This window comes from Vibrio sp. Vb339 (genome assembly GCF_902751245.1).
GTDB classification, from domain to species: Bacteria; Pseudomonadota; Gammaproteobacteria; order Enterobacterales; family Vibrionaceae; genus Vibrio; species Vibrio coralliirubri.
The window spans coordinates 1-13,409 of record NZ_CADDIS010000013.1 but is presented as its reverse complement, the minus strand read 5'-3'; the positions used below and the strand labels follow the sequence as shown (position 1 = coordinate 13,409).

The 13,409-nt window shown below is 45.4% G+C and carries 11 protein-coding genes and 1 rRNA gene; 10 read left to right on the top strand and 2 right to left on the bottom strand.

Annotation, left to right across the window (positions count from 1 at the left end):
- Positions 1 to 102 precede the first annotated feature (102 nt).
- From recQ to HRQ85_RS25305, 3 genes are all read left to right on the top strand, one after another.
- Positions 103 to 1,941: an ATP-dependent DNA helicase RecQ gene (gene recQ, locus HRQ85_RS25315; protein ID WP_172380876.1), complete on the top strand. Its 1,839-nt coding sequence runs from the start codon at positions 103 to 105 to the stop codon at positions 1,939 to 1,941.
- A gap of 49 nt (positions 1,942 to 1,990) precedes the next feature.
- On the top strand, positions 1,991 to 2,302 hold the full coding sequence (locus HRQ85_RS25310) for a DUF3630 family protein (RefSeq protein ID WP_017061332.1): 312 nt from the start codon (positions 1,991 to 1,993) through the stop codon (positions 2,300 to 2,302).
- A 270-nt stretch (positions 2,303 to 2,572) separates the two neighbouring features.
- Complete coding sequence (locus tag HRQ85_RS25305; protein WP_017061333.1) at positions 2,573 to 3,244, top strand: 7-cyano-7-deazaguanine/7-aminomethyl-7-deazaguanine transporter; 672 nt, start codon at positions 2,573 to 2,575, stop codon at positions 3,242 to 3,244.
- A gap of 504 nt (positions 3,245 to 3,748) precedes the next feature.
- On the opposite strand, the gene gppA is transcribed toward HRQ85_RS25305, so the two are convergent.
- Positions 3,749 to 5,242 (bottom strand): guanosine-5'-triphosphate,3'-diphosphate diphosphatase, encoded by a 1,494-nt coding sequence (gene gppA, locus HRQ85_RS25300; RefSeq protein WP_048617964.1) that lies wholly within the window; start codon positions 5,240 to 5,242, stop codon positions 3,749 to 3,751.
- Positions 5,243 to 5,248: 6 nt separating this feature from the next.
- Complete coding sequence (rhlB, locus tag HRQ85_RS25295; RefSeq protein WP_048610414.1) at positions 5,249 to 6,559, bottom strand: ATP-dependent RNA helicase RhlB; 1,311 nt, start codon at positions 6,557 to 6,559, stop codon at positions 5,249 to 5,251.
- Between the two features lie 111 nt (positions 6,560 to 6,670).
- Between rhlB and trxA the strand changes: the two genes are divergently transcribed.
- The 7 genes from trxA to HRQ85_RS25260 all read left to right on the top strand — a co-directional run.
- Positions 6,671 to 6,997, top strand: a complete 327-nt coding sequence (trxA, locus tag HRQ85_RS25290) for a thioredoxin TrxA (RefSeq protein ID WP_010440700.1) — start codon at positions 6,671 to 6,673, stop codon at positions 6,995 to 6,997.
- Between the two features lie 200 nt (positions 6,998 to 7,197).
- Positions 7,198 to 8,457, top strand: coding sequence for a transcription termination factor Rho (gene rho, locus HRQ85_RS25285; RefSeq protein ID WP_017062978.1), 1,260 nt, complete (start codon positions 7,198 to 7,200; stop codon positions 8,455 to 8,457).
- 111 nt (positions 8,458 to 8,568) lie between these two features.
- Entirely contained in the window at positions 8,569 to 9,564 is a 996-nt protein-coding gene (locus tag HRQ85_RS25280; protein WP_172380875.1) for a hypothetical protein, read from the top strand.
- A 98-nt stretch (positions 9,565 to 9,662) separates the two neighbouring features.
- Complete coding sequence (ubiD, locus tag HRQ85_RS25275) at positions 9,663 to 11,504, top strand: 4-hydroxy-3-polyprenylbenzoate decarboxylase (protein WP_172380874.1); 1,842 nt, start codon at positions 9,663 to 9,665, stop codon at positions 11,502 to 11,504.
- Positions 11,501 to 11,770 carry a 2Fe-2S iron-sulfur cluster-binding protein gene (locus tag HRQ85_RS25270; protein ID WP_008224727.1) on the top strand — a complete coding sequence of 90 codons (270 nt, stop codon included), beginning with the start codon at positions 11,501 to 11,503 and terminating at the stop codon, positions 11,768 to 11,770. The genes ubiD and HRQ85_RS25270 overlap by 4 nt, the downstream gene beginning before the upstream one ends.
- 20 nt (positions 11,771 to 11,790) lie before the next feature.
- Entirely contained in the window at positions 11,791 to 12,504 is a 714-nt protein-coding gene (gene fre / locus HRQ85_RS25265; RefSeq protein WP_017055264.1) for an NAD(P)H-flavin reductase, read from the top strand.
- A gap of 565 nt (positions 12,505 to 13,069) precedes the next feature.
- Positions 13,070 to 13,409: ribosomal RNA gene (locus HRQ85_RS25260) — 16S ribosomal RNA — on the top strand; the annotation flags it as partial.

Genomic DNA, 13,409 nt, shown 5'->3' with positions numbered 1-13,409 from the left:
CACCTAACAATTTGCGGTTTAATTCACCAGCGTTCCCCTCTACAATGTGCGACTTGCTTGCCGAAGATGCTTGCTGATTTCATACCTCGATTAGGAACCACAATGACCGCCACTCTGATTGCTGAGCAAATACCAACTCCCGCGAATGATGCGCAAACCATCTTACAAGATGTGTTTGGCTATCAAAGCTTTCGCAATGGTCAGCAAGAGGTCATTGATTTGGCCGTTGAAGGCAAAGACAGCTTGGTGATTATGCCAACCGGTGGTGGCAAATCTCTGTGTTACCAAATCCCGGCGTTGGTTCGTGAAGGGCTGACTCTGGTTATCTCGCCGCTGATCTCGTTGATGAAAGACCAAGTCGACCAACTGAAGGCCAATGGTGTTGCTGCTGAGTGTATTAACTCTTCAATGCCACGTGACCAATTACTGAATGTGTTCAATCGTATGAACTCAGGTCAGCTGAAAATGGTGTATGTGTCGCCAGAGCGTGTGTTGATGCGTGACTTTATCGAGCGCCTTCAAGGTTTACCGCTTTCAATGATTGCAGTCGATGAAGCGCACTGTATCTCTCAATGGGGTCACGACTTCCGCCCTGAATACGCATCATTAGGTCAGCTTAAACAGTATTTTCCGCATGTGCCTTATATGGCGCTCACAGCAACCGCTGATGATGCGACGCGTAAAGATATTATCTCGCGCTTGCAACTCCTGGATCCGCACACTTACTTAGGCAGCTTTGATCGCCCTAATATTCGCTACAACCTGGTTGAGAAGCACAAACCCGTGTCACAGGTGGTTCGCTACCTAGAAACACAAAAGGGCAATTGCGGCATCATCTACTGTGGTAGCCGTAAGAAAGTGGAGATGGTGACCGAGAAGCTATGCAATAACGGCATTCGCGCCGCGGGTTATCACGCTGGTATGGACACCGATGAGCGTGCTTACGTTCAAGAAGCCTTCCAACGCGATGATATTCAGATCGTGGTCGCGACTGTTGCCTTCGGTATGGGCATCAACAAACCCAACGTTCGCTTTGTGGTGCACTTTGATATTCCACGCAACATCGAGTCTTACTATCAAGAGACAGGCCGTGCTGGTCGTGATGGCTTGCCTGCTGAAGCGATGATGTTGTTTGACCCGGCTGATATGGGTTGGCTGCGTCGTATGTTGGATGAGAAAGAAGAAGGCCCACAGAAACAAGTTGAGATGCATAAGCTAAACGCGATGAGTGCCTTTGCTGAAGCGCAGACTTGTCGTCGTCAGGTGCTGCTCAATTACTTTGGGGAATATCGCGAGAAGCAATGTGGCAACTGCGATATCTGCTTAGATCCACCAAAACACTTTGACGCGACCCAAGAAGCACAGAAGGCCTTGTCTTGTGTGTACCGTGTGAATCAGTCATTTGGTATGGGCTACGTGGTCGAAGTAATGCGAGGCATGCAGAACATCCGTGTCCGCGATAATGGTCACGATAAGCTATCTACCTACGGTATTGGCCGCGATCACAGTCATGATTACTGGATCAGTATCTTCCGTCAGCTGATTCATAAAGGCTTGCTGTTCCAGAACATCACTCGTAACTCAACTTTACAGCTAACAGAAGAAGCCCGCCCGCTGCTGCGCGGTGAGATGTCTTTGGAATTGGCTGTTCCTCGTTTAGATACAGCGGTGCGTAATGCTAAGTCCGATAAGTTAAGCAGCAAGAATTACGATAAGAAGCTGTTTGCGAAACTGCGTAAGCTGCGTAAGTCGATTGCTGATGAAGATGGCTTGCCACCATATGTGGTATTCAGTGACGCGACCTTGATTGATATGGCTGAAATACTGCCTACCTCATACGGAGAAATGCTGGCAGTCAACGGTGTCGGTCAACGTAAACTCGATAAGTACGCTGATCCATTCTTAGATTTGATTCAAGAACACATCACCACACACGGCTAGTTTGCAAGAAACGTCTAACTAATAGAAAAATAATAAGGTTAATAGGGACATGACAACACAAACAGAATTTGGCTTAAGAGAGTATCTGGCTGAGGAAGGACGTTTATTGATTACGTCTCCAAGTTTTGATTTTGATTCTTATGAAGTGTTAGGTGAAAAGCTGGTGGCGTTACTGTCAGCGTCAGTTGTTGAAAAGCAATGGGACGCCGATATGCATTCTTGGTTGATTGATTTTGAAGATTGTCGAATGTTCTTAAAGTCTGAACATTACAGTGAATCAATTTGGTTTGAGTCGTTAAACGCGGAAGAAAGCCGAGAAGAGTTTGACTATCTTGCGACGCTTTTCAAGCGCGGTTTTTAACTTTAGCATCGCTTCTAAAACGTAGCTTTTAAACCTGCTTTCAAAACATGGTTTCTAGCGCTATTCGCCAATAAAAGTGAGAATAAACGTTTGCGTTTGTTCTCACCGTTGCAGCCAATATTGATTAATGTATAATCGCCCGCCGCTCACTAGAGTAATTTTTTGATACATTTTTTAATTCACATTATTGGTAAGAGCTTTCTTGGATTATTCGAAGAAATGACTCGATTTGGGTTCCCTCACCCCCAAACCAAACTAAAAAGGTACAGCATGAGTAACTTTACCCCTGCGCAACAGCGCAAAGCCCTAGCACTATTAGTTTTGTTCCATTTGGTGATTATTGCGTCAAGCAACTATCTGGTTCAGCTACCTTTTACCGTCTTCGGTATGCACACCACTTGGGGTGCTTTCACTTTCCCGTTTATCTTCCTAGCGACCGATCTGACCGTACGCATTTTTGGCGCGCAGCTTGCTCGTAAAATCATTTTCTTAGTGATGTTACCAGCGCTGGCCGTTTCTTATTTCTTGTCAGTGGTGTTCTTTGAAGGTTCATTCCAAGGCTTTAGCCAACTAGGTGAGTTCAACTTGTTTGTTGCACGTATCGCCGCGGCGAGCTTCATGGCTTATTTATTGGGTCAGATTTTGGATGTGCATGTTTTCAACCGCCTACGTCAGCTTAAACAGTGGTGGGTAGCCCCAACATGCTCAACGTTATTCGGTAATGCCATTGATACCATCGCGTTCTTTGCGATTGCTTTCTACCAAAGCCCAGATCCATTCATGGCCGAGCATTGGACTGAGATTGCTTTAGTCGATTACGGATTCAAACTTATCATCAGCCTAGGCTTGTTCGTGCCTATGTACGGCGTGCTTCTTAACTACATTGTTAGAAAGCTAACTGCTGTGAACCCTGACTTTAAAGCGACAGGTGTTAACGCATAGCTTTTTACTATCGATAGTTCGATAAGACCTTAATCATTTAGTGCCCTTTGATTTTCGTTGAAGGGTGCTTATTCCCCTCTATTTTCTTCTCTAGCGATTTTCTCCCTCTGTATCTTCAAATGCACCACCCAGACAACTTGCATTTTTATTCTAAGTTATTGATAAGTTGTTGGTTTATGTTTTTTTGATATCGTTATTATTGAATGGTAATCCTTTGGTGATGTGGTGAACGTGTACGTTTGTAGAATGGCGGCTCTTTGTCATTATGAGGCTCGCCATGTTCATCCTTATCACCTTCAAACTCTACTGTGTATACAGCGACTATCGCCGTAAAAAGTGGAAGAAAGCATTTCCTATTCAATCGGAATAATTCGATGGTTCGAAGTGAGCACTCTCGTAATGGAGTTTATGAGATGAAGTGTGCAAAGGAAGCGTGCAGGGAAGTGAGTAATAAAAAGGCCTTCAATTGTGAAGGCCTTTTGTGTATCTAAACAAGTGTAAGAATTACGACTCTGCGATCGTCAGAGGCCAACCAATGTCTGTTTGACGGTTGGATTCGATCTCTAGTTCAGCTGCGGTCAGTGGATTACTCGCAAGCCATTGCTTATCGATGGTGAGCGTTAAGTTGTCACCATTGGCTGTAAGTGTCACTTGTGGCTCAAGGTCTGGGTTCCGACGGTGAGTCAACAAAATAGCTAAACGCAGAATACGTAAGATACGCTTGCTGCTGGTGCCTGAGATAGCGTGTTGCTCTGGTAATGAGGTTAACTGTTCACGGTAGCGACGAGTTAACTCACCCAAGTAGTGCTTTTGCGCTCGAGTAAAGCCAGGTAGGTCTAAGTTCTGCAGTAGGTAAGCACTGTGCTCACCGCCTTTTTTGAAATCGATGGTTAAACCAATCTCATGAAGCTTAGCTGCCGTTTGCAATAGTACACCAGCTTGAGGTTCTGAAACCCATGCTTCGGCGCCTGCTTGGTCTAGCAGCGTTTGTGCGACTACTGCTACTTGCTCACCGTAGCTTACGTCCATCTGGTAGCGTGATTGAACACTCTTAATGGTACGCGCTCGGATATCTTCTTGGCGCAGCTCATCAACCATCTCGTAAGCTAGGCCTTCACGGAGTGCGCCGCCTGCGAGTGTCATTGAATCTATTTCAAGCAGCTCAAAAATAGCAATAAGAATAGAAAGACCACTCGGGAACACTAATGCGCGTTCAAGGGTCAGTCCTTCGATTTCTAGCTCTTCCAAGCGCTCAGTAATCATGGCTTGTTTCTGTAGGCGCTTAAGTTTGGCATGAGTAATCACTTCATCCATGCCTTGCGCTAACATGATTTCTTGCAGTGCTTGAACGGTACCACTGGCGCCCACACACACATCCCATCCGATATCTGTGTAGCTATCTAGGATAGGAGCCAACGTTGACTTCGCCGCTTCAATGGCGTTGTTAAAGTTGGTTGCGGTTAATTGGCGATCTTTAAAGTGGCGCTCAAGCCAAGTAACACAACCCATCTTCAGGCTGGTTAGTGCTTTCGCTGAGAAGCCTTCACCAATGATCATCTCGGTGCTTGCGCCACCAATATCTACAACCAGTCGGCGGCCGCTGCCACCAGAAGTATGTGCTACGCCTTTATAGATAGTCGCTGCTTCTTCTTCACCGGAGATAACATTGATGTCGTAACCAAGGATCTGGTTCGCTTTCTCTAGAAATATATCCACATTGATAGCAGTACGTAGGGTCGCTGTACCGACAATGCGGATATTTTCTTTCGGAATATCTTGCAGTCGCTCTGCAAAGAGACTCAAACAGTCCCAACCGCGCTGCATGGCTTCTGTACTAAGCGCATTATTTTCATCTAAGCCTGCAGCTAAACGCACTTTGCGCTTAATTTTAGCCATGGTTTGTACGCTGCCATCGATATGACGCACAACGAGCATATGAAAACTGTTCGACCCGAGGTCGATTGCAGCGTAAAGCGGGGGTGACACTGTTTGACTCATAAGCGACTAAGCTTCCTTGTTATGACGCGGTTGGCGTGGGCGACGGTTCTGGTTTGGTTTACGGTTACCGTTGCGTGGGCCATTGTTGTTTGAGCGGCGTTGTTGCGGGTTACGTGTACGTAAGCGCAATGGTGCTGGTAGATCTTCTAGCAGTGCAGAAGCATCGTAGTCAGACACAGGGATAGCGTGCTCAATGTATTCTTCGATTGGTGGCAAGTTGATTGCGTAATCTTCACAAGCAAAGCTGATCGAGTGACCACTTGCACCAGCACGACCGGTACGGCCGATACGGTGAACGTAATCTTCACAGTCATCAGGTAGGTCGAAGTTGAATACGTGTGTTACTTGAGGAATGTGTAGACCACGTGCTGCAACGTCGGTTGCGACAAGCAGGTCAACATCACCTTTAGTGAATTGCTCAAGAATCTTTTCACGTTTCTTCTGAGGAACATCGCCAGTTAGCAGGCCAACACGGTGACCATCTGCAGCTAGGTGACCCCAAACAGACTCACATTTGTGCTTAGTGTTAGCGAAGATGATAGCGCGCTCTGGCCACTCTTCTTCAACTAGAGTCTGCAGAAGTGCCATTTTGTGTTCGTTTGATGGGTAGAACAGCTCTTCCTGAATGCGGTGACCTGTTTTACGCTCTGGCTCAACAACAACATGCTCTGGGTTGTGCATGTGTTCGAACGCTAGCTCTTGTACGCGGTAAGACAATGTCGCAGAGAACAGCATGTTCAGGCGATCTTTTGGCTCCGGCATACGGCGGAATAAGAAGCGGATGTCTTTGATGAAACCAAGATCGAACATGCGATCAGCTTCGTCAAGAACAACAGCTTGAATGTGGTTAAGGTTAAATACCTTCTGCTTGTAGAAATCGATGATGCGGCCAGTTGTACCAATTAAGATATCTGCGCCTTCTTCGATTTTACCTAGTTGCTTGTCGTAGCTTTCGCCACCGTAAGCAAGTGCTGCCTTGATACCTGTGCTTTCAACCAGAGAGTCAGCATCGTTGTAGATCTGAATCGCGAGTTCACGCGTTGGTGCCATAATAATCGCACGTGGCTGGTTAGGCTTACGCCCTTCATGCTCAGGTGTTTTTAGCAGGTGGTTAAAAGTAGCAGTAAGAAACGCAAGCGTTTTACCAGTACCCGTTTGGGCCTGGCCTGCAATGTCTTGGCCGGTGAGCAGTACCGGGAGCGCCAAGGCTTGGATAGGGGTACAATAATCGAACCCTTTTTTCTCCAATCCTTCAATGACTTGCGGAAGTAAATCCAAGTCGGCGAACTTTTGCTCTGTGATATGCGTCTTTTTCATTGCTATAGAATATCAGCTTAAGCTTGCAATACGAAAGTAAATACATTCCAATAGGGCATCTATTTACTGGTTATCATCCAACCAGTTCTAAAAAATACATTGGAGTGGAAGATGAGTGATAAGATTTTGCAGCTAACTGATGACGGTTTTGATAACGATGTAATCAATGCTGCAGGCCCTGTTCTTGTTGATTTTTGGGCAGAATGGTGTGGTCCATGTAAAATGATTGCGCCGATTCTTGATGAAATCGCAGACGAGTACGAAGGCAAGCTCACAATCGGTAAATTAAATATCGACCAAAATGCTGGTACTCCACCAAAGTTTGGTATTCGCGGTATTCCAACGCTACTTCTTTTCAAAGATGGCGGCGTAGCAGCGACTAAAGTTGGTGCATTATCTAAAACTCAACTTAAAGAGTTCTTAGACGCTAACCTATAATCAGGTCAGCATTTGAAAAGAAACCGTGCAGTTAACAAATGCGCGGTTTTGTTTTTTCTAAGCTATGGACTAGTCTTAGTTTTAGTGCTAATTTATCGCACGTTAATTGAACGAATTTCTCTTCTTGGTCGATCCTGTGACCAAATCCTTCTTAACTTAAGAAAACAGATCCTATTTTGACTAAACAAACTTCCACCACTATGAATCTTACTGAACTGAAGAACAGACCTGTGTCTGAGCTTGTTAAACTTAGCGAAAGCTTAGGTCTTGAAAATCAAGCTCGCCTAAGAAAACAAGACATTATCTTCTCCATCCTTAAAGCGCATGCAAAAAGTGGTGAAGACATCTTTGGTGATGGTGTTCTAGAAATTCTTCAAGACGGTTTTGGTTTCCTACGTAGCGCCGACAGTTCATACCTGGCTGGCCCAGATGATATCTACGTATCACCAAGCCAAATTCGTCGTTTTAACCTACGTACAGGTGACTCTATTGGCGGTAAAATCCGTCCACCTAAAGACGGTGAGCGTTACTTTGCACTGCTTAAAGTAAACACGGTTAACTACGACAAGCCAGACAACGCTCGTAACAAGATTCTTTTCGAAAACCTTACTCCTCTTCACGCTAACGAACGTATGGTGATGGAAGCGGGTAATGGTGCGACTGAAGATATTACGGCTCGTATTCTTGACCTTGCATCTCCAATTGGTAAAGGTCAGCGTGGTCTGATTGTTGCTCCGCCTAAAGCGGGTAAGACAATGCTTCTGCAAAACATTGCTCAAAGCATTGCACGTAACCATCCTGAGTGTGAACTAATGGTTCTACTTATCGATGAGCGTCCAGAAGAAGTAACAGAAATGCAGCGTCTAGTTAAAGGCGAAGTAGTTGCTTCAACATTCGATGAGCCAGCATCTCGCCACGTACAAGTTGCAGAAATGGTTATCGAGAAAGCGAAACGCCTTGTTGAACACAAGAAAGACGTAGTTATCCTACTGGATTCTATTACTCGTCTAGCTCGTGCTTACAACACTGTGATTCCTTCATCAGGTAAAGTTCTTACTGGTGGTGTTGATGCGAATGCTCTACATCGTCCTAAGCGTTTCTTCGGTGCGGCACGTAACGTAGAAGAAGGCGGTAGCTTAACGATCATCGCAACAGCACTGGTTGATACTGGTTCTAAGATGGATGAAGTTATCTACGAAGAATTCAAAGGTACAGGTAACATGGAACTGCACCTTAACCGTAAGATTGCTGAAAAACGCGTATTCCCAGCGATTGATTTCAACCGCTCTGGTACTCGTCGTGAAGAGCTTCTTACCAAGAACGATGAACTACAGAAGATGTGGATCCTGCGTAAGATTGTTCACCCAATGGGCGAAATCGACGCAATGGAATTCCTTATCGACAAGCTAGCAATGACGAAAACGAACGATGAGTTCTTTGACGCAATGCGTCGTCAGTAATATTGATTAGCTGATCGTTATTTAATAAGCGCTGCCCTCGGGTGGCGCTTTTTATTTGCATTTTGTAGCGCCAGCTTGCAGAATGAGCAAAAGTGTTACAAGGAAGTTAAAATGCAACATGGACTGTTGTCATCATTACTCCTGTCTACTTCACTGTTATTTTCACCGGTTGGTATGAGCTATGCCACCGAGATGTCTCCACTTACAGTAGAGTCTTGGCTTGAGAATGATCAAGTAAAACTGAAAACTGCTGAACTACTCGAGCTTGTCGTACGTGACGAAGTCAATTCGCTACGCTTTGCGCTTGAGCGCCTGACATTTCCCCAGCAAGAGGTGGCTCGTTACCAACTCTTGAAGAAGCTTGAACAGCAAAAAATCGTACTCACACCCAAGATGTCTATCTTCATCGAGCAGCAACTTGCTATCACGCCTACTTATCAAGTCTTAGAGCGTGGAGATGGCTATGAGTTTACGGTACCTGCCTTTAATTACCCTTCAATTGCTAATCGCCTTATTAAACAATGGCGTCAAGATCAGAAGACATTGGTGTTTGTGTTAGATGCAGAGAAACAGGAACTCGACCTAAAAGAGTGGTTATCTGGATCTGAACATCAAGTTCAAACGCGAGAAGCGTTGCTCATTAGAGAGCTAGACAGTTTGTCTCCTGAAGCGGTTGATTTCCTAACTAAGCAACTCACCGCATCTTCTATTGTTAGCTGGTTACCCTCTACTGAGGTGGTGGTGCGATTAGCGCAAGTGAGCGAAGACCCAGAGGTATACAAAATTCTATGGCGAATGAAGGCCGATTATCATAGCCAAGCTGAGTTAGTCCGCCTTGCTGAAACCAAACAAACGTTCGCGCTTGAACAGGTGATGGCCGCGACTAAAAACCCGCGCTTGAAAGATGAAGCGATTACCTTGCTTACCAAGGTTAACCCGTTATCAGAAGAGGTGAAGCTGTTCCTTGTCTCTAGGATGGCGATTGCTGATGAAGCACCATTAGTCGCGCGTGAACTCGCCAAACAAGGTCATACGCGATGGTTGCAAGATCTCGTCAATGATAACCCTCAGGTGAAGCGCTCTTTGATCGAGCAAGCATTACCGTAAAGTGGATTTTGCCTCTCAATAACCACACTAAAAAGGGGGATCTCAGCGTCACCCTTTTTGATATACTGAGCGCAGAATAATCAGCATGTAGAAGTCCTATGAGTTTTAAAGATTTACGTGATTTTATCGACCATCTTGAAAGTATTGGTCAGTTGAAACGCATTTCTCACCCAGTCGATCCAGACTACGAAATGACCGAGATTAGCGACCGTACTCTACGTGCTGGTGGCCCGGCTCTTTTGTTTGAAAATCCAGTAGGCTATGACATGCCTGTTTTGACCAACCTATTTGGTACACCCAACCGTGTTGCTATTGGTATGGGTCGTCAAGAAGTCAAAGAACTGCGTGAAGTGGGCAAGTTGCTTGCTTACCTAAAAGAACCTGAGCCCCCAAAAGGCTTTAAAGACGCTCTTGATAAACTGCCTGTATTTAAGCAAGTCTTAAATATGCCGGCTAAACGCCTTCGCAAAGCGGCTTGCCAACAAGTGGTATGGCAAGGCGATGACGTCGACCTAGATAAAATCCCGGTGATGAGCTGTTGGGCTGACGATGTCGCGCCATTGCTAACATGGGGTTTAACGGTTACTCGTGGTCCAAACAAGAAACGCCAAAACTTAGGCATCTATCGTCAACAGAAGATCGGCAAGAATAAAATCATCATGCGTTGGTTAGCCCACCGTGGTGGAGCACTAGATCTGCGTGATTGGATGGAAGCCAACCCAGGGAAGCCATTCCCAGTATCGGTAGCGTTTGGTGCTGACCCTGCCACCATTCTTGGAGCAGTTACGCCAGTGCCGGATACTTTATCTGAGTACGCGTTTGCAGGCTTACTACGTGGTAGTAAAACTGAGGTCGTTAAATCAATCAGTAACGATTTAGAAGTTCCTGCAAGTGCTGAAATCGTGATGGAAGGTTACATCGACCCGAATGAATTCGCGGATGAAGGGCCTTACGGAGATCATACTGGTTACTACAACGAGAAAGAAAAGCACCATGTGTTTACTATTACTCATGTAACCATGCGCGAGAACCCTATCTATCACAGCACCTATACTGGCCGTCCACCTGATGAGCCTGCGGTATTGGGTGTTGCGCTCAATGAAGTGTTTGTGCCTATTCTTCAAAAGCAGTTCCCAGAGATTGAAGATTTCTATCTACCGCCGGAAGGTTGTTCGTACCGAATGGCAGTAGTGACCATGAAGAAGCAATACCCAGGTCACGCTAAGCGAGTGATGATGGGTGTATGGTCTTTCTTACGCCAATTCATGTACACCAAATTTGTATTGGTGTGCGATGAAGATGTGAATGCACGCGATTGGTCTCAAGTAACCGCAGCGATGTGCGAACATATGGATCCGTCACGCGATAGCCTGATGATAGAGAACACGCCGATCGATTCATTGGATTTTGCCTCACCCGTGGTTGGGTTAGGTTCTAAGATGGGTCTAGATATCACTATGAAGTGGGACGCAGAGTTAGCGTTATCGCCAGATGCCCAAGCAGCACCTGTAAATAGTGAACATATAGAGGGTAGCTTGGCTGAGTTAACCAAGGTTCATCCTGAAATTATTGATATTCACCTGCAAAACGACAATGCCAGCATGGTTGTGGTGTCTATTGATAAGCAAGCAGCCGGTAATGGTAAGAAAATCATGGAAGCGGTTTGGTCTCAATTTGATGAGAACAAGTTTGTTATCGTGTGTGACGGTGATGTCAACGTGAGTGATTGGAATGACATCATTTGGGCGGTAACGACCAGAATGGATCCGGCGAGAGATACGTTATTCCTACAGAATGAAACTGGACACTCAAAAATGGGCCTCGATGCGACCAATAAGTGGGAAGGTGAATGCTTGCGTGAGTGGGGTGTACCAATCACAAAAGATCCTGATGTCGTGAAAAAGATTGATAGCATCTGGGAACAGCTAGGAATTTCATGAGCTACCAAGTAGTCTTATACCCAGAAAACATCAGTTTCACAGTAGAAAAAGGGCAAACGGTCTTGGATGCTGCGCTCAACAGCGATATCTATTTCCCAAACCGTTGCCAAGTTGGCGCATGCGCAATGTGTATGTGCAAAAAATTAGAAGGGCAAGTGAGTTACCACCTTGAACCCATGCTCACAGAGAAAGAGCAGCAACAAGGCTGGATTTTTGCTTGCCAAGCATTTGCAGAAAGTAATTTAGTTCTAACCTTTGCCGATTAAGGGTTAGTAAGAGGAAGAACATGACTATTAAATGTAAAGTGAAGTCTATCGAGCCTTTGGCTTGTAATACTTACCAAATCCTACTTCACCCAGAAACACCGGTCGCTTTTAAAGCGGGCCAGTACCTGATGGTTGAAATGGGCGAGAAAGATAAGCGCCCATTCTCTATCGCAAGTAGCCCTTGCCGCCACGAAGGTGAGCTTGAGCTACATATTGGTGCTGCCGAGCATAATGCTTACGCACTAGAAGTCGTTGAAGCGATGAAGAAGGCACAAGCTGAAGATGGCGATATTGCTATTGATGCTCCACACGGAGATGCTTGGATCAAAGAAGAAAGCGATCGCCCTCTATTACTTATTGCTGGTGGCACGGGTTTCAGCTACGTGCGCTCTATTCTTGATCACTGCATTGCGCAAAATAGCTCGAAAGAGATCTACCTATACTGGGGCGCAAAAGATGAGTGCCAGTTATATGCGAAAGAAGAGTTGGTTGGCATTGCAGAAAAGCATAGCAATGTGCACTTTGTACCGGTAGTAGAAGAAGCACCGGAAGTTTGGCACGGCCAAACAGGTAATGTGCTTGAGGCAATTACGCAAAGTTTCGAATCATTAGCTGATTTCGATATTTATATTGCAGGTCGTTTTGAAATGGCGGGCGCTGCAAGAGACCTATTTACTCAGAATAAAGAAGCAAAGCGTGACCATATGTACGCTGATGCTTACGCATTTATCTAACAATACCCTTAGGTTTTGAGCAAAAAGAGAGCAGAAATGCTCTCTTTTTTACGTTTAGGTGAACTATTAGGCAGTTAACCCCTATTTATTCATTTTTTATGAAAAAGTAGTTGCTAAGCTGAGAGGGTTCCCTATAATGCGACACCACTGAGACGGCAGACGCCACAAGGCTTCAGCAAGAATCAGTAAGACGGAAAGCGACAAAAAATTAATTTTCAAAAAGTGTTTGACACTGGATGTTAATTCGCTAGAATGGCCGTCCACTTCGAGAGGCTCCTTACTTAAAAGGAACGCTCAAGAAGTTAAGCTCTTTAACAATTTAAACCTATCAATCTGTGTGGGCACTCGTTGATGAATATCAAAACGTTATTACTTAGGTAATGACAGTTACTTCGGTAACACAATGATTTCAATGAACTGAGTGACCAATACGTTTAACTACTTGTAGTTATTCGGCACAGTCAATTCATTATCATTCTGTTGGAATGGTAATAGCTTTAGAATTACATGTTTACTTCGGTAAATATTAGTTTTGAAGTCAGTATTCGTTGAGTCACAAAATCTTAAATTGAAGAGTTTGATCATGGCTCAGATTGAACGCTGGCGGCAGGCCTAACACATGCAAGTCGAGCGGAAACGACACTAACAATCCTTCGGGTGCGTTAATGGACGTCGAGCGGCGGACGGGTGAGTAATGCCTAGGAAATTGCCTTGATGTGGGGGATAACCATTGGAAACGATGGCTAATACCGCATAATGCCTACGGGCCAAAGAGGGGGACCTTCGGGCCTCTCGCGTCAAGATATGCCTAGGTGGGATTAGCTAGTTGGTGAGGTAATGGCTCACCAAGGCGACGATCCCTAGCTGGTCTGAGAGGATGATCAGCCACACTGGAACTGAGACAC